This window comes from Streptomyces sp. Tu 2975 (assembly GCF_009832925.1).
GTDB lineage: Bacteria > Actinomycetota > Actinomycetes > Streptomycetales > Streptomycetaceae > Streptomyces.
Genome location: NZ_CP047140.1, coordinates 4657309 through 4675349, shown reverse-complemented (window position 1 = coordinate 4675349; position 18041 = coordinate 4657309). Strand labels below are relative to the sequence as shown.

The window sequence follows — 18041 nt, the reverse complement described above, 5'->3', positions numbered from 1 at the left end:
CGATGTGCAAGGTCGCCCGGATCGGGTCAGTAGCCGAACGCCCGGGCGGTATTGGCCGCGATCGCCGCCGCCAGCGTGTCCTCGTCGGTTCCCCTGACCTGCGCCATGGCCCGGAGCGTGACCGGAATCAGATACGGGGCGTTGGGCCGTCCGCGGTACGGCGCGGGGGTGAGGAAGGGCGCGTCCGTCTCTACCAGCACGAGATCGGCGGGCGCGACGGCGAGCGCGTCGCGCAGCGGCTGCGCGTTCTTGAAGGTCACATTGCCGGCGAAGGACATGAAGTAACCGGCGGCCGCGCAGACTTCGGCCATTTCCGCGTCACCCGAATAGCAGTGGAAGATCGTGCGCTCCGGCGCGCCTTCCTCCGCCAGAATGCGCAGCACATCCGCGTGCGCCTCGCGATCGTGGATGACGAGCGCCTTGCCGTGCCGTTTCGCGATCTCGATGTGCGCCCGGAACGACTGTTCCTGCGCGGCCATTCCCTCAGGGCCGGTGCGGAAGCGGTCGAGTCCGGTCTCGCCGACGGCCTTGACCACGTCGAGGGCGGCCAGCCGGTCGATCTCGGCGAGGGCGTCGTCGAGCGCCGCGTATCCGCCCGCGTCCCGTGCGCCCTGCCGCGACCAGCCGTCCGGGTCGCCGAGCACGATCCTGGGCGCCTCGTTGGGGTGCAGGGCGACCGCGGCGTGCACCTCGCGGTGCGCGGCGGCGGTCTCCGCGGCCCACTGGGAGCCCTTGATGTCGCAGCCCACCTGGACGACCGTGGTCACACCGACCGCGGCCGCCCTGGCGAGGGCCTCCTCGACGGTGCCTTCCTGCATGTCCAGGTGGGTGTGCGAATCGGCGACCGCGACACCGAGCGGTTCGGGCAGTGGCGGCGGTGCGGATTTCGAACTCATGGGCGCGATCCTACGGAACCGCCCCCTGGTCGCTCACTTGCGGTGGTGGAAGGGGTGCAGCAGGTCGGAGAGGTGCCAGTGGTGCTCCTCGGGCGCGGGCTCCCCGCCCGTCCCGCCTTCCGCCACGGCCTCCTCCGCCGTCGATCCGGACGGCGCCGGCGCGGACGCGGTGGGCCTGCCGGCGGGCCGGTCCGCCCGCGGATCGGGCACTTCCTCGCCCGGCAGCGGACCGGCGGGGGACACCTGCGGCACGGCGCCGGCGGCGGTGGAACCCGTCTCGGTCAGTCCCATCAAATTCTGCACCGTGGAGACCCGCCCCGCCCGCATGATCCGTACGACGTGGCCGCCGCAGTTGACGCAGGTCGGGCTGGACAGCGGCGAAGGGACCCGCCGCCCGTCCGACTTGTAGACGACGAATTCCTGGCCCGACGGGTCGACATGGTGCTCGATGTCGTAGGACTGCTCCCAGCCGTGCCCGCAACGCATGCACGCGAAGGAATACTCCTCATGCACCTTCGCGGGTGTGGTCTCACTCATGCCAGCTCCTCTCCACCTGATCCAGTGGACGCCTTTTCCGGCGGGAGCGCACCAGCGCCTGTAGATCGATCGAGCGGTCTTGGGGTTTTCCATACGGAAAAGCGGTCAGGCCACGGTCTGCGCTTTGCTTTTCACGATAGACCTTTATTCTCCGCCTACGCGGGTCGAGCCGCGTTCTTCGCCGCGACGACCGCGTCGAAGACCTCCCGCTTGGGAAGCCCCGCCTCGGCGGCGACCGCCGCGATGGCCTCCTTGCGCCGCTCCCCCGCCTCCTCCCGCACCTGGACCCGGCGCACCAGCTCGTCCGCGCCGAGTTCCTCCGGCCCGGACTCGGGCGCGCCCTCGACGACGACGGTGATCTCACCGCGGACGCCTTCCGCCGCCCACGCCGCCAGCTCGCCGAGACCGCCGCGCTTCACTTCCTCGTACGTCTTGGTCAGCTCCCGGCAGACGGCGGCCCTGCGGCCCTCGCCGAAGACCTCCGCCATGGCGGCGAGCGTGTCGTCGAGGCGGTGCGGCGCCTCGAAGTAGACGAGAGTGCGGCGCTCGCCCTGGACCTCGCGGAGCCTGCCGAGCCGTTCACCCGCCTTGCGGGGCAGGAAGCCCTCGAAGCAGAAGCGGTCCACGGGCAGCCCCGACAGCGCGAGAGCGGTCAGCACGGCGGACGGGCCGGGTACGGCGGTGACCTTGATGTCCTTCTCCACCGCGGCGGCGACCAGCCGGTAGCCGGGGTCGGAGACGGAGGGCATGCCCGCGTCGGTGACGAGCAGCACCCGCGCACCGCCGGACAGCGCCTCCACCAGCTCCGGTGTCCGGGCCGCCTCGTTGCCCTCGAAGTAGGAGACGACCCTGCCCCGGGTGTGCACACCGAGGGCCTGGGTCAGCCGGCGCAGCCGCCGGGTGTCCTCGGCGGCGACGATGTCGGCGCCCTCCAGTTCGGCGGCGAGCCGGGGCGGCGCGTCCGCGACATCACCGATGGGCGTCCCTGCGAGTACCAGCGTTCCAGTCACACTCGCCATCCTCCCAGCACCGCCGAGCACCGATCGCACAGCCGTGTTCCCTACGATGGCGCGGTGACCAGTACCGCGCCACAGCCCCTGCGGGGCAAGGACGACGCCGAACAGCAGCCGCCGGGCTGGGAGAGCCGGCTGCGCCGCTTCGGCTATACGCCCCGGCCAGTGATCGGGCTACGGGACCGGCTGGTGCCGCCGTTCACCCGGCCGTCCCGGCAGGTGTGGGCGGTCTTCGGCATCCCGCCGCGGGCGGTGGAACCCATGCTCCGCGTCGCCGCGTGGGGCGGGCCGCTGCTGGTCGCCCTGGTCGCGGGCCTGCTGCGGTTCTGGAACCTGGGGCAGCCCCATGCGGTGATATTCGACGAGACGTACTACGCCAAGGACGCCTGGGCGCTGATCAACCAGGGGTACGAGGGAAGCTGGCCCAAGAACGTCGACAAGTCGATCCTCGCCGACCCGTCGGCCGTCGCGATCCCCACCGATCCCGGTTATGTGGTCCACCCCCCGGTCGGCAAGTGGATCATCGGTCTCGGCGAGAAGATGATCGACTTCTCACCCTTCGGCTGGCGGTTCATGGTCGCCCTGCTGGGCACCTTGTCGGTGCTGATGCTCTGCCGCATCGGCCGGCGGCTGTTCCGTTCGACGTTCCTCGGCTGCCTCGCGGGTCTGCTGCTGGCCGTGGACGGCCTGCACTTCGTGATGAGCCGCACGGCTCTGCTCGACCTGGTGCTGATGTTCTTCGTACTGGCGGCGTTCGGCGCGCTGGTGCTCGACCGCGACCAGGCACGGCGCAGGCTCGCGGCGGCGCTGCCGGAGGACGACGACGGCACGCTGCGTCCGGACGCCCGCGTCGCGGAGACCCTGGGCCTGGGGTGGCGGCCGTGGCGGCTGACGGCCGGGGTGATGCTGGGCCTGGCGGCGGGCACCAAGTGGAACGGGCTGTACATCATGGCCGCGTTCGGCCTGATGACCGTGCTGTGGGACGTGGGCTCGCGCCGCACGGCCGGCGCGGTCCGGCCGTATCTCGCCGTGCTGAAGAAGGACCTCGTCCCCGCGTTCGTCTCCGTCGTGCCCGTGGCGCTGGTGACGTACATGGTCTCGTGGACCGGGTGGCTGGTCACGGACAAGGGCTACCACCGGAACTGGGCCTCCACCGGCGCCGGCAAGGACAGCGACTGGGGCTGGCTCTTCCCCGACTGGTGGCGCAGCTTCTGGCACTACGAGACCCAGGTCTACGACTTCCACGTCGGCCTGACCTCCGGCCACACCTACGAGTCCAACCCGTGGAGCTGGCTGATCCTCGGCCGCCCGGTCTCGTACTACTACGAGGACCCGAAGCCCGGCGTCGAGGGCTGCCCGAAGGACGCGGTCGACAAGTGCGCCGCGGAGGTCCTGGCCCTCGGCACGCCGCTCCTGTGGTGGGCCGCCTGCTTCGCGATCTGCTACGCCCTGTGGCGCTGGCTCTTCCGCCGTGACTGGCGCGCGGGTGCGATCCTGTGCGCGTTCGCCGCGGGCTGGGCGCCGTGGCTGATGTACCAGGAGCGCACGATCTTCCTCTTCTACGCGGTCGTGTTCGTCCCGTTCCTGTGCCTCGCGGTGGCGATGATGATCGGCGCGATCCTCGGCCCACCCGGCTCCGACGAACGCCGCCGCGCGATCGGCGCGATCGGCGCGGGCGTACTGGTCCTGCTGATCGTCTGGAACTTCATCTACTTCTGGCCGATCTACACGGGCACGCCGATCCCGGTCGACGAGTGGCGCAACCGCATGTGGCTGGACACCTGGGTGTAGCCGGGCAGGAACACGAAGAGGGCGCGGCCGCAAGCCGCGCCCTCTTCGTGGTGGCCGGCTGCCGGCGGCGGCCGCCGGCCACCCTCCGACGGCCCGCAGACGGGCCGGGGAGGGCCCTGCTCGATGCTGTGCCGGTCAGTGCTTGAGGTTGATCGTGAAGCGCCTCGTGCCCGGAGCGATCGTGTCCGCGTGGACCGAGCCACGAGCCCGGTCGTATTCTCCGGTGCCGCCGGTGATCCCGTTGTCGAACGAAGGGGGAGGGCCCGGGACGAGGTGGCCGAAGACCATCCCCTGCACGGAGAGCTGGCCGCCCGGGAGGGTGTAGGTCACGTTGCACACCTCCGCTCCGCCGTTCTCGACCCGGGTGGTGGTGCAGGTACCGGCGGTCTCGCCGACCTCATTGCCGGCCTTGTCGAAGAGGATCGAGCGGACGACGGTCCGATCGCCCTGGGCAGGGGCGCCGCCCGGGTTGACGGGGAAGCGCGACTGCTCCGCGAGCCGGCCGATGAGTGTGATGACCCTGTCCTTGCCCTCGGCGTGGGCGGAACCGGTGTCCGTCGCGGAGGCGGCCGCGACAGGGACGCAGGCGAGAAGGGTGACCAGCGCAGTGGCCGTGCCGAGACAGGCTGCTCTGATGGGGCGCATCGTGTGACTCCTGAGGTTGATGCTCATGGATGGTCCGGTGACGCATTCATAACCTCGGCTCCGCCGCCGCCCGAACGTCCCGGCGCGACCCACCGGAAGATCCGACCAGTCGGACCAAACCGGACGCGCGACCGTCCACCCGAGCGGACGAGTCGCCGCGAACGCCCTGGCCGACAAGCGACAGGACAAGCCGCGGAGCGCAGAGCGATCGGGCACGACGACACCGTGATGCTCGTGATCGACCTCGGCACGGCCGACGGTTGAGCGGTGACCGTGTATCGGCCGGCGGCCGTTCTGTCGTCGAGTGCTCTCCAGCGCTCTACCGCCGGTCCGGGGCCATGTCGCCGATGCCGAGCAGCGACTGACGCACACGGAAGGCATGTGACGACGGCCCCGGCCCGGCCCCGGAGCCATGGGCGGTCCGGGCCGGGAGCCCTGACATCGCGGTCGCGTCGCGTTCCCATAACGACCGCCTCCTGTGTCACTCCTGTCACGTAGAGTGCGAACGACTCATGCCTTGAACATGTTCAAGGCATGCACACTCTGGGGAGGGGGCTGCGGTCATGCGCAGCGGAGCAAAGGTCGGCATCATCGCCGGCGCGTTCGTGGTGGTCGCCGGTGGCGTGGGTTACGGCGGCTACAACCTGTACAACGGGCTCACCGGCTCGAGCGGGGGCGGTGGCGCGAGCACCAAGGCCGCGTCGGGCGAGAAACGGAGCGGCCCGCCGAGCGCGGACGAGATCGAGGAGACCGCGACGGAGTTCCTCGCGGCCTGGGCCGCCGGCAAGGGTCCTGAAGCGGCGCAGCTGACCAACAACAAGGCGGAGGCCGAGCCGCTGCTCACGGGCTTCACGACGCAAGCACGCGTCTCCAAGGCCGTCATCAAGGCCGGCCCGGCGACGAGCGCGACGGTGCCGTTCACCGTGGAGGCGACGGTGACGTACGAGGGGAAGAGCAAGCCCTGGTCGTACGCCTCGAAGCTGACCGTGGTGCGCGGGCTCACGACGGGCAAGGCGCTGGTCGACTGGCAGCCGTCCGTCGTCCATCCCGAACTCACCGCGGGCGCCTCGCTCGTCACGGCGGAGGCGTCGGCCCCGCCGATCAAGGCGTTCGACGACAACGGTGTCGAGCTCAGCGAGGAGAAGTTCCCCTCGCTCGGTCCGGTCCTCGACGCGCTGCGCAAGGAGTACGGGGACAAGGTGGGCGGCACGCCGGGCATCGAGCTGGCGATCACCTCCGCCGACGCGAACGTGCCCGACCGCAGTCTGCTGACCCTGACCGATGGGAAGCCCGGCACCCTGCGCACGACGCTGGACGCCGGGGTGCAGGCGGCTGCCGAGAAGACCGTGAACGACTACGCCAAGGCGTCCGTCGTCGCGGTCCAGCCCAGCACGGGAGAGATCAAGGCGGTGGCCAACACCCCCGCGGAGGGCTTCAACACGGCGTTCCAGGGAGCGCAGGCGCCCGGATCGACGATGAAGATCGTGACGGCCGCGATGATGTTGGACAAGGGGCTGGTGAACGGGCCGAACTCGCCGGTCGAGTGCCCGTCGACGGTGACCTGGGAGCGGGAGTTCCACAACCTCAAGGACTTCTCGATCCCCGGCGCGACGTTCCAGCAGGCCTTCGCACGCTCCTGCAACACCACCTTCATCAAGCCGGTGAAGCCGCTGGGCGCAGCCGCGGGCACAGCGCTCGGCGAGACCGCCGCCAAGTACTTCGGCATCGGCCTCAACTGGAAGACCGGCGTCGTCACCGTCGACGGGAAGGTCCCGGAGTCGGCGGGTTCGGAGACCGCCGCCTCGTACATCGGGCAGGGCCAGATCCAGATGAACGCACTGAATGTCGCGTCCATCGCCGCCACCGTGAGGAACGGCGGCTTCAAGCAGCCGGTCATCGTTCCGCAGAGCCTGGACGACCGTGAACTGGCGACCGCGCAGCGGCTGCCGGCCTCGATGGCGGCGTCCCTGCGGCAGATGATGCGTGCTGCCACCGTGGGCTCCGGCACGGCGACGGCGGCCATGGCGTCCGTCGGCGGCGACAAGGGAGCGAAGACCGGCTCGGCGGAGGTCGACGGCCAGGGCGACTCCAACAGCTGGTTCACCGCCTACGCCGACGACCTGGCCGCCGCTGCGGTCGTACAGGCCGGCGGACACGGCGGCGACTCGGCGGGCAGCACCGTCGCCCGGGTGCTGAACGCGCGCTGAGCGACCCGGCGAAACCGTTCGCATGGCCCGTACAGCTACCGCTAGCGTGCGGGCCATGAGCACTCACGACGACACCACCGGCGCCCACCCCCGTTTCGCCGAGGCCCTGCGCGAGCTCGGTCTCGACGTCCCGGTGCGCCGCTTCCCGGACGCGACCCGCACCGCCGCGCAGGCCGCCGAGGCCATCGGCTGCGACGTCAGCGAGATCGTCAAGTCGCTGATCTTCACCGCGGACGGGGCGCCGGTGCTCGTGCTGATGGACGGCTCGTCGCGGGTGGACGTGGAGCGGGTACGGCAGGAGCTCGGCGCCGAGTCCGTGAAGCGCGCCGACGCCGACCTGGTGCGGGAGACGACGGGCTACGCCATCGGCGGCGTCCCGCCGTTCGGCCACCGCACCCGCACCCGGGTGCTGGCCGACCGGGGGCTGCTCGACCACGACGTGGTGTGGGCGGCGGCCGGAACGCCGCACACGGTCTTCCCGCTCGACCCGAAGTCCCTGATCGCGCACGCGGGCGGCACCCTGGTGGACGTCCGCGAGCGCACCGCGTGACCCCTCTGGTCGCCGGTGCGGTCCTCGCCGCGGCGTTGACCCACGCCGGCTGGAACGCGCTCGCGCACCGGATCAAGGACCGGCTGGTCGTCTTCACCCTGATCGTCGGGGGCGCGTCGGTCATCGGTGGGCTGATGGCGCCGTTCGTGCCGGTCCCGGCCGCCGGCGCCTGGCCGTATCTGATCGCGTCGGCGGTCCTGCACGTCGGCTATCACGCGCTGCTGCTGCGGTCGTTCAGCCTCGGGGACTTCGGCCAGGTGTATCCGATCGCCCGCGGCACGGCCCCGCTGGTGGTGACCGCCGCTGCCGCCCTGTTCGTCGACGAACGCGTCAGCGGCGGGCAGTTGGCGGGCGTAGTGGTCGCCTCGGCCGGGCTCGTCGGTCTCGCGGTGTGGGGCGTCCTGCCGCTGGGACGCCGGGCCGGCGAGGGCCGGGCAGGGGAGGCCGCGCGGCCGCACTGGCCGGCGGTGACGGCCGCGCTCGCGACGGGCCTGTCGATCTCCGCGTACACCGTGATCGACGGGATGGGTGTGCGGGCGGGCGGTACGGCGGCCGGTTACATCGCCTGGCTGATGATCCTGGAGGGCATACCGCTGGTCCTCTACGCGATACACGTCCGCCGGGCCGCGCTGTGGCCGCAACTGCTGCCGTACGCCGGTCGCGGGCTGCTGGGCGCGGCGATGGCGGTCACCGCGTACGGACTGGTGCTCTGGGCCCAGACACGTGCGCCGCTCGCGCCCATCGCGGCGCTGCGCGAGTCGTCGATCATCGTGGGCGCGGCGATCGGCGCGCTGTTCTTCAAGGAACGCTTCGGTGGCCCGCGGATCGCGGCGGCGGTCCTGATGGTGGCGGGCATCGGCCTGATGCTGACGGCCGGCTGACGCCTCACGGCGGGCGGGCTGCGGGCGTTCCCTGGTGACCGGCCCGTCAGGCGGGCGTTCCCGTTGACCGGAGCCGGCTTGAGGCCCGATGCTCCCCCGGCCGCGGGCCGCGGGCCCGCGGCTGCGCTACCGCTCCGCCGCGCGCTCGTCCACCACCATCTGCCGGAATCCGGTGTTGACGGCCAGCAGCCCGCCGTCGACCGGCAGCGTCGTACCCGTGATCCACGTCGCGTCCCGTGAGGCGAGGAAGGCGACCGCCGCGGCGATGTCCTCGGGCTCGCCGACCCGGCCGAGCGGGTAGACACCGCTCAGGACCTCGAGACTCTTCTCCCGGCCCGCCCACGAACGGGTCCGGATCGTACCGGGGTTGACCTGGTTGACCCGGATGCCGCGCGCTGCGCCCTCGCCCGCCAGCGTGCGGGTCAGCGACGCCAGGCCGGCCTTGGCCGCGCTGTAGGCGTGGCCGCCGAAGTCCTGTTCGGCGTTGACGGAGCCGATGTTGACGATCGCGCCGCGTCCATGAGCCGCCAGATGCGGCCATGCGGCGCGTGCGCACCGCAGCGCGCCGGTGAGCGTGACGTCCAGGTCCTGCTGCCAGCCGTCGTCCGGCAGTTCCTCGAGCGATCCGAAGTGCCGGGAGGCCGAGAACGCGTTGTTGACCAGTACGTCAAGGGATCCGAACTGCTCCACCGCGTCGGCCACGGCCGCCTCCGCCGACGCCCGTTCGGCGACGTCGCAGCGGATGAAGGCCGCACCGTCGATCCCGGCCGCGGTCCGTTCCGCGGCGTCCTCGTCGACGTCGGCGATCAGGACCCGCGCGCCCTCGGACGCCAGCCTGCGTGCCGTGGCCTCGCCGATGCCGCGCGCGCCGCCGGTGATCAGTGCCCCGTAGCCCTCGAAACGTCTCATAGGGCCGAACGTACCGCCCTGATCAGGGCCTGGGCACGGGGGTCGGCGGTAACGCCCTTGCGCATGCCGTTGGTCGTGTAGCCGAGGGCGATGCCCGATTCGGGATCGGCGAAGCCGAGCGAGCCGCCGCGGCCGGGGTGGCCGAAGGACCCCGGTCCGAGCAGGGGCGACGCGGGGCCGTGCAGCATGAAGCCGAGCCCGAAGCGGGTGGGCACCACCAGGACCCGGTCGGGTCCGGCGGACTCCTCGGTGCGGGCGAGTGTGAGCGTGGCGGGCGCGAAGAGCCGGCGACCGCCGTCGACGTCGCCGATGGTCGCCGCATAGAAGCGGGCGAGTGCGCGGGCGGTGGATATGCCGTTGGACGCGGGGAGTTCGGCGGCGCGGTAGGCGGGGTCGTTCTCGTCGGGGAACGGGTCGATGGCTTCGAAGGCGCGGCGAGTGAGGGACGCGGGGTCGCGGTACGCCTCCGCCACGGACCGCCTGGGGCGCAGCCGGAGGCCGCCGCCCTCGGCGGCCGGGGGTTCCCCGACGGGACCGAGTCTGCCGACCCGGTGGGCCTCTTCGCCGGGCAGTCCTATCCACAGGTCCAGGCCGAGGGGGCGGGCGATCTCCTCCGCGACCCAGCGGCCGATGCCGCGTCCGGTGACCCGGCGCACCAGTTCGCCCAGCAGCCAGCTGTAGGTCTGCGCGTGGTAGCCGTGCTCGGTGCCCGGCTCCCAGACGGGCGCCTGCGCGGCGACGGCGGCCGGTCCGTCGACGCCGTCCGCCGCCTGCGCCGGGGTGAGCGGACGGTCCAGCACCGGCAGGCCCGCGCGGTGTGCGAGAAGGTGGCGGACGAGTACGCGTTCCTTGCCGGCCGCCTTGAAGTCCGGCCAGTACGTGCCGACCGGCGCGTCCAGGTCGATCTGGCCGCGCTGGTGGAGCAGGAGGACGACGGCCGCGGCGACGCCCTTGGTGGCGGAGCGGACGACCTGCGCGGTGTCGAGGGCCCACGGCTCGTGCCCGTCCACGTCCCGGGTGCCTGCCCACAGGTCGACGACCTTGCGCCCGTCGCGGTAGACGGCGACGGCCGCCCCGCGCTCGCCGCGCTGCTCGAAGTTGCGCGCGAAGGCGTCCGCGACCGCCTCGTAGCCGTCCGCCACCGTGCCCCGGACGTCCACCACGTCTGCTCCTTCGCTGCGATCCATCCCCCCATGGTGCAACGTGGTCCGGACCACTCCGACCGCGGGGCGGTCCCGGCGGTCTCCCCCGGACGGGTCAGCTGAGGACGATGGAGACGTCGATGTTGTCGCGGGTGGCGTTGGAGTACGGGCAGACCTGGTGGGCGGCGGCCACGAGCCGCGCGGCGAGGTCCTGGTCCACGAGCGGCAGCGAGACGTTGAGCGCGACGGCGAGCCCGTACCCGCGTGCCGTGTTGGGCCCGATGCCGACCTTGGCGGCGACGGTCGAGCCGGTGAGGTCGAGGCCCGCGCGGCGTCCGACGAGCACCAGGGCGTTGTGGAAGCAGGCGCTGTAGCCGGCGGCGAAGAGCTGTTCCGGATTGGTGCCGCGGCCGTCGCCGCCGAGGGCGGGCGGCATGGCGACGCGGAGTTCGATCTGCCCGTCGTGGCTCGTCACATAGCCGTCGCGGCCGCCGTGGGCAGTGGCCTCGGCCACGTACATGATCTTGGTGGGGCGGGTGTCGACCGTGTCGACCTGTTCGCTCATGCTGCGTCCCCGAGTGTGTGCACCGGTCCGATTACATCGCGCACAATGTATCCGAGCGGGGAGACGCTCCTTACTCGGGGGTAGCCCTCGCCGCCGCGTCCGCGAGCCGGTGCAGATCGGCGCGGAGCCGCGCGATCTCCGCCCCCTCCAGGCCCGTACTCACCAGCAGTTGGGCCGGCACCGCCTCCGCCCGTTCGCGCATCGCCTCACCCTCCTCGGTCAGGACCAGCCGCACCGAGCGCTCGTCGGCGGCGGAGCGCTCCCGGCGCACAAGACCCGCCGCCTCCAGCCGCTTCAGCAGCGGCGAGACGGTGCCGTAGTCGAGCCGCAGCGCGGCCCCCAGCTCCTTGACCGGAATCTCGCCGCGCTCCCACAGCACCAGCATCGTGAGGTACTGCGGGTAGGTCAGGCCGAGTTCGGCGAGCAGCGGGCGGTAGGCGGCCGTGACAGCCCGCTGCGCCGCGTACAGCGCGAAGCACAGCTGGTCGTCGAGCAGCAGCGACGCCGCCGCCCCGCTCCGGTCCTCGTATCCACGCCCCATGTTCACGCGCCTATTGTCACGGACCTCGGATCGAAGCCGAAGGGCAGCTCCAGCCGGTGCGCGCGCATCAGACCGTCGTCGCCCAGCAGCTCCTGCGTGGTGCCGTCGGCGACGACGACCCCGTCGCTGAGGATCACCGAGCGCGGACAGAGCTCCAGCGCGTACGGCAGATCGTGGGTCACCATCAGCACGGTGACGTCCAACGCGCGCAGGATGTCGGCCAGTTCGCGGCGCGAGGCCGGGTCGAGGTTGGACGAGGGCTCGTCGAGCACCAGGATCTCCGGCTCCATCGCGAGCACGGTCGCGACCGCGACCCGGCGGCGCTGCCCGAACGACAGATGGTGCGGCGGGCGGTCGGCGAACTCGGCCATACCGACCCGGTCCAGCGCTGCCATGACCCGGGCCTCCAGCTCGGGGCCGCGCATCCCGGACGACGCCGGGCCGAACGCCACGTCCTCCCGGACGGACGGCATGAACAACTGGTCGTCCGGGTCCTGGAAGACGATGCCGACGCGGCGGCGGATCTCCGCGAGGTTCTCGCGCCCGACCGGCAGCCCGGCGACGGAGACGGTGCCGACCCCGCCGGCCAGGATGCCGTTGAGGTGGAGGACGAGCGTGGTCTTGCCCGCGCCGTTGGGACCGAGGAGGGCGACCCGCTCGCCGCGCCCGACCGTCAGGTCGACGCCGAACAGCGCCTGGTGGCCGTCGGGATAGGCGTAGGCGAGCCCGCGCACGTCGAGAGAGGGGGGCGTCACGTTCATAGCGTCCATCCCAGCAGACAGACCGCGAGCGCGGTCACGGGCAGTGCGGCGGCGTACGACCACTGGACCCTGGTCGCCCGCACGTCGTCGAGGACCGGCATCGTTCCGGTGTACCCCCGGCTGACCATGGCCAGGTGCACCCGTTCGCCACGCTCGTACGAGCGGATGAACAGGGCCCCGGCGGATTTGGCCAGCACACCCCAGTGGCGTACCCCGCGCGCCTCGAACCCGCGCGAGCGGCGGGCGATCGACATCCGGCGCATCTCGTCGGCGATGACGTCGCCGTAGCGGATCATGAAGGAGGCGATCTGGACCAGCAGCGACGGCAGCCGCAGCCGCTGAAGGCCGAGGAGCAGGGAGCGCAGTTCGGTCGTCGAGGCGAGGATCACGGAGGCTGCGACGCCCAGCGTGCCCTTGGCAAGGATGTTCCACGCTCCCCACAGGCCGGGGACGGAGAGCGGGATCCCCAGCACGTCCGTCTGCTCACCGGGCACCACGAACGACATCAGCAGGGCGAAGGCCACGAACGGGATCTCGATCAGCAGCCGCTTCAGCAGGAAGCCGGAGGGGATCCGGGCCACCGCCGCGACCGTGCCGAGCAGCACCGCGTACAGCCCGAAGGCCCAGACCGCCTCGCGCGGGGTGGAGACCACGACCAGCACGAACCCGAGGACGGCGAGGAGCTTGCAGTGCGCCGGGAGCGTGTGCACCGGCGAGCAGCCGTGCCGGTAGAGCTTGTGGGCGTGGCCCCCACCCATGTCAGACCGCTCCCCGAGCGGATTCCGGCTCGGATTCCTCGCTGCGGCGGCGGCGGATCACGTAGAAGACGCCGCTGCCGATGGCCACCGTCGCGCCGACCCCGATCACGCCGGCGAGGCCGCCGGAGAGCCGGGCGTCGGAGACGTCCTTGACGCCGTAGTCGGCGAGCGGCGAATCGGCGGCGGCGTGCTCCTCGACGGTCCGGTCGATGCCCTTGTCGGCGGCGACCTTCTCCAGACCGTCGGGGTCGGCGGAGGCGTAGAAGGAGACGAAACCGGCGAGCACGAGACTTGTCACCAGACCGCCGAGCCACAGCCGGCGCGGCGAGCGGGTGGCGGCGGGCGCCGGTCCGGCAGCCGCCGGAGCGTCGACGAGCCGGCCGCCGACGCGAAGCTTCAGCGGTGCCGACAGGCCGCGGGCGCCGTACACCAGGTCGGGCCGTACGGCGATGACCGCGCCCACGGTCAGCATGGTGATCACGGCCTCGCCGATGCCGATCAGGACGTGCACGCCGACCATCGCGGTGAGGACGGAGCCGATCGGGACCTCGGTCAGACCCCCGATCGCGTAAAGGAGGGTGAAGGCCGCGGCGGCCGCCGGGACGGACACCAGCGCGGCGACGAAGGAGGCGGCGGTCACGGAGCGGCGGCTGCGCGGCAGGATCTTGACCAGGCCGCGGAAGAGTCCGTACGCGACGAGGACGGTGACGACGCCCATGACGGTGATGTTGACGCCGAGCGCGGTGAGTCCGCCGTCGGCGAAGAGGATGCCCTGCATCAGCAGCACGACGGCTATGCACAGCACGCCGGTGAACGGCCCTACGAGGATGGCCGCGAGCGCCCCGCCGAGCAGATGGCCGCTGGTGCCGGCGGCGACGGGGAAGTTGAGCATCTGAACGGCGAAGACGAAGGCGGCGACGAGCCCCGCGAGCGGTGCGGTGCGGTCGGCGCCGGGGAGCTCGGCCGGGGATCCGCCCAGCTCACGGCGGGCGCCGCGGAGGCTGACGGCGACCGCGCCGGCGGCGACGACTCCGGCGGCCACCGAGACGGGCGTGTTGATGAATCCGTCGGGGACATGCATGGAGAACTCCGCTTCGGACAGATGAGGAAGTGCCCAATGATAGTGCTCTGCTGCAAATGACTTGCAAGAGCGCATGGATCACAAATGAACAGGGTTCCACGGAGGACAGCGGACCATCCCATCCGAAATATGGGACATTAGAGACAAAGCGGACGAGAGTGTGAGGAGCTTGCCGATGTCGCACGCCGTCAAAGAGCAGGCAAGTGGCCGGATCGTCACCGACGCTCCTCAGCACCGACCAGTGCGCGTCTTCCTGAGTTACGACCCCGCCGAGGATCCCGCGACCGTCAGTTTCGCGTTCCCGAGCGGCAAGGAGTGGACGTTCCCGCGTGAGCTCCTCGAGTCGGGGCTGCGGGCCCCCACCCGGGACGGTGACATCGGCATCTGGCCCTGCGGACGCGTCCAGGCGATCCTCGAGTTCCACACCTCGGACGGTGTCGCGGTGGTCCAGTTCGACTCGCAGACGCTGCTCCGGTTCCTCCGCCACACCTACGCGGTGGCGACTCCGGCGCTCTGACCGGTCCCCCGCGGACACACAGCAAACAGGTGGCCGTATCCGCGTCACGCGGATACGGCCACCTCTTCCGTGACGGCCCCCGTCCCCACGGTGCCGTCGCGGCGCCGGAGGTCCGCTTTCCCGGTGGCGCGGCAAAGGCCGCGCCACCGGGCACCTCCGGAGTTCTGTGTCCCTGGTCAGGGAACTGTCAGACGCGGACCAACTCCCGGTCCCCGTCGGGGTCGCCGGGGCTGTCGGCGAGCTCCTTGTGGAGCTTCTCGCCCTCCACGTCGACGTTCGGCAGTACCCGGTCCAGCCAGCGGGGCAGCCACCAGGCCTTGTGGCCGAGCAGAGCCAGCACCGCCGGCACGATCGCCATGCGGACCACGAAGGCGTCGAAGAAGACGGCGATCGCGAGGCCGAAGCCGATCATCTTGACCATCTGCTCGCTTGAGCCGATGAAACCGGAGAAGACAGCGATCATGATGACGGCCGCGGCGGCCACCACCCGGGTCCCGTGGCGGAAGCCGGTGACGATCGCCTCGCCCGGCCGCTCGCCGTGGACGTACGCCTCCCTCATCCGGGTGACCAGGAAGACCTCGTAGTCCATGGCGAGACCGAAGACGACGCCCACCATGAAGATCGGCATCATCGACATGATCGGGCCGGTCTGCTCGACACCGAACACCGAGCCCAGCCAGCCCCACTGGAACACGGCCACGACCGCGCCGAGTGCCGCGACGACCGACAGCAGGAATCCGAGGGCTGCCTTGATCGGCACCAGCACCGACCGGAAGACCACCATCAGCAGCAGGAAGGCGAGACCCACGACGAGCGCCAGGTAGGGCAGCAGCGCGTCGTTCATCTTCTGCGAGAAGTCGATGTTCATCGCGGTGGCGCCGGTGACGAGCACCTCGTCACCGCTCCGGTCGCGGATGTCGTGCACCAGGTCCTCGGTCTGGACCGAGGACGGCCGGTCCTTGGGGATGACCGTGATCATCGCGGTGTCGCCGGCCTTGTTGAGGGTCGGCGGGGTGACGGCGGCGGCGCCGTCCAGGCCCTGGATGACCTCGACCGTACGGTCCGCCACGCTCTTGCCGCCGTCGACGACGACCATAAGCGGGCCGTTGAAGCCGGGCCCGAAGCCGTCGGAGAGCAGGTCGTACGCCTTGCGCTGGGTGGTGCTCGTGGGCTGGGCGCCGTCGTCGGGCAGACCCATCTCCAGCGACGCGGCAGGTATCGCCATGGCTCCGAGGCCCACGACGCCGGCGAGGAGCACGGCGACGGGGCGACGCAGCACGAAGCGCGCCCAGCGGGTGCCGGCGTTCGGCTTGTCGGAGACGGGCGCACCCTTGCGCACCTTGCGGCCCAGCACCCGCTTGCCCGCGAAGCCGAGCAGCGCCGGGATCAGGGTGAGGGCGATCAGGACGGCGATGACCACGGTGCCGGCGGCGGCGAAGCCCATCTTGGTGAGCATCGGGATGTTCACCACGGCCAGGCCGACGAGGGCGATCACCACGGTGAGGCCGGCGAAGACGACCGCGGAGCCCGCCGTGCCGACGGCCCGTCCGGCCGCCTCCTCGTGCTCCTTGCCCTCGGCCAGTTCGGCGCGGTAGCGGGAGACGATGAACAGCGCGTAGTCGATGCCGACCGCCAGGCCGATCATCATCGCCAGGGTCGAGGTGGTGGAGCCGAGGTCGAGGACGTTCGCCAGGGCGGTGATCGTGGAGATGCCTATGCCGACGCCGATGATCGCGGTGAGCAGCGGCAGTCCGGCGGCGACCAGCGAACCGAAGGTGATGACGAGGACGATGCCCGCGACGACGACACCGATGATCTCGCCGGCCCCGGTCTCGGGGACCGCCTGCAGCGCGTCGCCGCCGATCTCCACCGTCAGGCCCGCTTCGCGCGCCTCGGTGCCGGTCTCCTCCAGCGCCTCACGCGTCGCGTCGGTCAGCTCCATCGAGCTGACGGCGTAGGTGACGGAGACGTACGCGGTGGAGCCGTCCCGGGAGACCGCCTTGGCGGTGTACGGGTCGTTGACCGCCGCGATCTGGTCGGAGCCGTCCTTGAGCTCGGAAACGGCCTTCTCCACCTCGGCGCGGTGACCGGCGTCGGTCATCTTCTCGCCGTCGGGGGCCTTGAAGACCACCCGGGCGGTCGCGCCGTCGGCGCTGCCGCCGGGGAAGCGCTCCTCCAGCAGGTCGAAGGCCTTCTGGGCCTCCGTCCCTGGGATGGAGAACGAGGAGGAGGTGGCGGTGGACGCGGTGGCCGCGCCGACCCCGGCGACGGCGAGCAGCGCCACCCACAGCAGGGCGACGAGACGGCGACGCCGGAAGGCGGACCGTCCTAGCTTGTAGAGAAACGTGGCCACGAGGGCTACTCCCGTATATGAGGGTGAACAGGGCATGGGGAGCCGGCCCGACGACGAGAGCGGCGCGCGTCAGGTGCTGTGCTGTGGTGCAGCGGGGAGGGGGTGTCGCGACCCGGGGAGGTCAGACGCCGAGGGCGGGGAGGACCACGGCGTCGAGATAGTCGGTGAGGAAGGCTTGGTCGGGTGTGCGGTCCTCGATCAGATGCCGGACGACGAACGCGCCGACCAGCATGTGCGGTACATAACCCAGTGCCGGGTTGTCCGCGCTGACCTCACCCCGGTCCACGGCCCGCCGCAGCAGCGCGTCGAGTCCGGTGATCTCCGGCTCGATGAGCAGCTCACGCAGGGCTTCGTGGAGATCGGGGTGGGCGTGGATCGCCTGGGCCAGACCCCGCATCAGTGCGGAGTCCTTCTCCATCTGGCAGTCGTCGGTGCGTCCGATCATGGCGTGGAAGTCGCCGCGCAGGGTGCCGGTGTCGATGTCGCCGACATGCACCGGCTTGCCGTGCTTGAGCGCCGTGGCGACGAGCTCGGGCTTGCTCTTCCACTGGCGGTAGAGCGTGGCCTTGCTGGAGCGCGTGCGGGCCGCCACGGCGTCCATGGTCAGGGCGTCGTAACCGACCTCGCGGAGCAGGTCGAGCACGGCTTCGTACAACTGCGCCTCGCGCTCCGGGGTGAGCCGGCTGCGTGTCATGCCTGCCTCCCGGTCGCAGTCGATCGAACGAAACTGTTTCGTACACTTCGAGGGTACCCGCGCCTCCATCGAAACGAAACCGTTTCGATTGTGGCCTCGGTCACGGACTTCCCGGCCACTGACGTTCACGCCGCGGACGGTGCCGCGCCACGGACGTTTCCTCCCGGTCAGGCCCATGGGTAGCGCCGCAGACCGGACCT

At 71.3% G+C, this 18041-nt stretch carries 18 protein-coding genes; 5 read left to right on the top strand and 13 right to left on the bottom strand.

Going from position 1 to position 18041, the window contains the following annotated elements:
• Positions 1-26 precede the first annotated feature (26 nt).
• The 3 genes from GLX30_RS20780 to rsmI form a co-directional block, all read right to left on the bottom strand.
• The gene (locus GLX30_RS20780) at positions 27-896 is read right to left on the bottom strand and encodes a TatD family hydrolase (protein WP_159691141.1); all 870 of its coding nucleotides are present in this window, start codon (positions 894-896) and stop codon (positions 27-29) included.
• A 33-nt stretch (positions 897-929) separates the two neighbouring features.
• Positions 930-1433, bottom strand: coding sequence for a hypothetical protein (locus GLX30_RS20775; RefSeq protein ID WP_159691138.1), 504 nt, complete (start codon positions 1431-1433; stop codon positions 930-932).
• A 155-nt stretch (positions 1434-1588) separates the two neighbouring features.
• Entirely contained in the window at positions 1589-2443 is an 855-nt protein-coding gene (gene rsmI / locus GLX30_RS20770) for a 16S rRNA (cytidine(1402)-2'-O)-methyltransferase (RefSeq protein WP_159691135.1), read from the bottom strand.
• Between the two features lie 63 nt (positions 2444-2506).
• On the opposite strand from rsmI, the gene GLX30_RS20765 reads away from it, so the two are divergent.
• Entirely contained in the window at positions 2507-4237 is a 1731-nt protein-coding gene (locus GLX30_RS20765) for a phospholipid carrier-dependent glycosyltransferase (protein ID WP_159691132.1), read from the top strand.
• A 135-nt stretch (positions 4238-4372) separates the two neighbouring features.
• Here the strand turns inward: GLX30_RS20765 and GLX30_RS20760 are convergent, their stop codons facing one another.
• On the bottom strand, positions 4373-4882 hold the full coding sequence (locus GLX30_RS20760; protein ID WP_244258229.1) for a hypothetical protein: 510 nt from the start codon (positions 4880-4882) through the stop codon (positions 4373-4375).
• 563 nt (positions 4883-5445) lie between these two features.
• On the opposite strand from GLX30_RS20760, the gene GLX30_RS20755 reads away from it, so the two are divergent.
• From GLX30_RS20755 to GLX30_RS20745, 3 genes are read left to right on the top strand one after another with little or no spacing between them, the layout of a single operon-like run.
• A complete protein-coding gene (locus tag GLX30_RS20755; RefSeq protein ID WP_159691126.1) occupies positions 5446-7089 on the top strand; it encodes a penicillin-binding transpeptidase domain-containing protein in 1644 nt (547 codons plus the stop codon).
• Between the two features lie 55 nt (positions 7090-7144).
• Positions 7145-7639, top strand: coding sequence for a YbaK/EbsC family protein (locus GLX30_RS20750; RefSeq protein ID WP_159691123.1), 495 nt, complete (start codon positions 7145-7147; stop codon positions 7637-7639).
• Positions 7636-8520 (top strand): EamA family transporter, encoded by an 885-nt coding sequence (locus tag GLX30_RS20745; protein WP_159691120.1) that lies wholly within the window; start codon positions 7636-7638, stop codon positions 8518-8520. Before GLX30_RS20750 ends, GLX30_RS20745 begins: the two co-directional genes overlap by 4 nt.
• Positions 8521-8646: 126 nt before the next feature.
• Here the strand turns inward: GLX30_RS20745 and GLX30_RS20740 are convergent, their stop codons facing one another.
• From GLX30_RS20740 to GLX30_RS20710, 7 genes are all read right to left on the bottom strand, one after another.
• On the bottom strand, positions 8647-9429 hold the full coding sequence (locus GLX30_RS20740; protein WP_159691117.1) for an SDR family NAD(P)-dependent oxidoreductase: 783 nt from the start codon (positions 9427-9429) through the stop codon (positions 8647-8649).
• On the bottom strand, positions 9426-10616 hold the full coding sequence (locus tag GLX30_RS20735; RefSeq protein WP_159691114.1) for a serine hydrolase domain-containing protein: 1191 nt from the start codon (positions 10614-10616) through the stop codon (positions 9426-9428). Before GLX30_RS20735 ends, GLX30_RS20740 begins: the two co-directional genes overlap by 4 nt.
• A gap of 70 nt (positions 10617-10686) precedes the next feature.
• The gene (locus GLX30_RS20730; protein ID WP_159691111.1) at positions 10687-11136 is read right to left on the bottom strand and encodes an organic hydroperoxide resistance protein; all 450 of its coding nucleotides are present in this window, start codon (positions 11134-11136) and stop codon (positions 10687-10689) included.
• 70 nt (positions 11137-11206) lie between these two features.
• The gene (locus GLX30_RS20725; RefSeq protein ID WP_159695147.1) at positions 11207-11677 is read right to left on the bottom strand and encodes a MarR family transcriptional regulator; all 471 of its coding nucleotides are present in this window, start codon (positions 11675-11677) and stop codon (positions 11207-11209) included.
• A 2-nt stretch (positions 11678-11679) separates the two neighbouring features.
• Positions 11680-12438 (bottom strand): ABC transporter ATP-binding protein, encoded by a 759-nt coding sequence (locus tag GLX30_RS20720; protein WP_159691108.1) that lies wholly within the window; start codon positions 12436-12438, stop codon positions 11680-11682.
• On the bottom strand, positions 12435-13196 hold the full coding sequence (cbiQ, locus tag GLX30_RS20715) for a cobalt ECF transporter T component CbiQ (protein WP_159691105.1): 762 nt from the start codon (positions 13194-13196) through the stop codon (positions 12435-12437). The genes GLX30_RS20720 and cbiQ overlap by 4 nt, the downstream gene beginning before the upstream one ends.
• 1 nt (position 13197) lies before the next feature.
• Entirely contained in the window at positions 13198-14277 is a 1080-nt protein-coding gene (locus tag GLX30_RS20710) for an energy-coupling factor ABC transporter permease (RefSeq protein WP_159691102.1), read from the bottom strand.
• Between the two features lie 175 nt (positions 14278-14452).
• On the opposite strand from GLX30_RS20710, the gene GLX30_RS20705 reads away from it, so the two are divergent.
• A complete protein-coding gene (locus GLX30_RS20705) occupies positions 14453-14794 on the top strand; it encodes an SsgA family sporulation/cell division regulator (RefSeq protein ID WP_159691099.1) in 342 nt (113 codons plus the stop codon).
• Between the two features lie 187 nt (positions 14795-14981).
• On the opposite strand, the gene GLX30_RS20700 is transcribed toward GLX30_RS20705, so the two are convergent.
• Both GLX30_RS20700 and GLX30_RS20695 read right to left on the bottom strand, forming a co-directional pair.
• Positions 14982-17147 carry an MMPL family transporter gene (locus tag GLX30_RS20700; RefSeq protein WP_159691096.1) on the bottom strand — a complete coding sequence of 722 codons (2166 nt, stop codon included), beginning with the start codon at positions 17145-17147 and terminating at the stop codon, positions 14982-14984.
• 121 nt (positions 17148-17268) lie between these two features.
• Positions 17269-17841, bottom strand: a complete 573-nt coding sequence (locus tag GLX30_RS20695; protein ID WP_159691093.1) for a TetR/AcrR family transcriptional regulator — start codon at positions 17839-17841, stop codon at positions 17269-17271.
• Positions 17842-18041 lie beyond the last annotated feature (200 nt).

Coding starts and splice junctions, on each gene's coding strand:
- GLX30_RS20780 (WP_159691141.1), bottom strand. CDS start 896: ATGAGTTCGAAATCCGCACCGCCGCCACTGCCCGAACCGCTCGGTGTC.
- GLX30_RS20775 (WP_159691138.1), bottom strand. CDS start 1,433: ATGAGTGAGACCACACCCGCGAAGGTGCATGAGGAGTATTCCTTCGCG.
- GLX30_RS20760 (WP_244258229.1), bottom strand. CDS start 4,882: ATGCGCCCCATCAGAGCAGCCTGTCTCGGCACGGCCACTGCGCTGGTC.
- GLX30_RS20755 (WP_159691126.1), top strand. CDS start 5,446: ATGCGCAGCGGAGCAAAGGTCGGCATCATCGCCGGCGCGTTCGTGGTG.
- GLX30_RS20750 (WP_159691123.1), top strand. CDS start 7,145: ATGAGCACTCACGACGACACCACCGGCGCCCACCCCCGTTTCGCCGAG.
- GLX30_RS20740 (WP_159691117.1), bottom strand. CDS start 9,429: ATGAGACGTTTCGAGGGCTACGGGGCACTGATCACCGGCGGCGCGCGC.
- GLX30_RS20735 (WP_159691114.1), bottom strand. CDS start 10,616: ATGGATCGCAGCGAAGGAGCAGACGTGGTGGACGTCCGGGGCACGGTG.
- GLX30_RS20730 (WP_159691111.1), bottom strand. CDS start 11,136: ATGAGCGAACAGGTCGACACGGTCGACACCCGCCCCACCAAGATCATG.
- GLX30_RS20725 (WP_159695147.1), bottom strand. CDS start 11,677: ATGGGGCGTGGATACGAGGACCGGAGCGGGGCGGCGGCGTCGCTGCTG.
- GLX30_RS20720 (WP_159691108.1), bottom strand. CDS start 12,438: ATGAACGTGACGCCCCCCTCTCTCGACGTGCGCGGGCTCGCCTACGCC.
- cbiQ (WP_159691105.1), bottom strand. CDS start 13,196: ATGGGTGGGGGCCACGCCCACAAGCTCTACCGGCACGGCTGCTCGCCG.
- GLX30_RS20710 (WP_159691102.1), bottom strand. CDS start 14,277: ATGCATGTCCCCGACGGATTCATCAACACGCCCGTCTCGGTGGCCGCC.
- GLX30_RS20705 (WP_159691099.1), top strand. CDS start 14,453: ATGTCGCACGCCGTCAAAGAGCAGGCAAGTGGCCGGATCGTCACCGAC.
- GLX30_RS20695 (WP_159691093.1), bottom strand. CDS start 17,841: ATGACACGCAGCCGGCTCACCCCGGAGCGCGAGGCGCAGTTGTACGAA.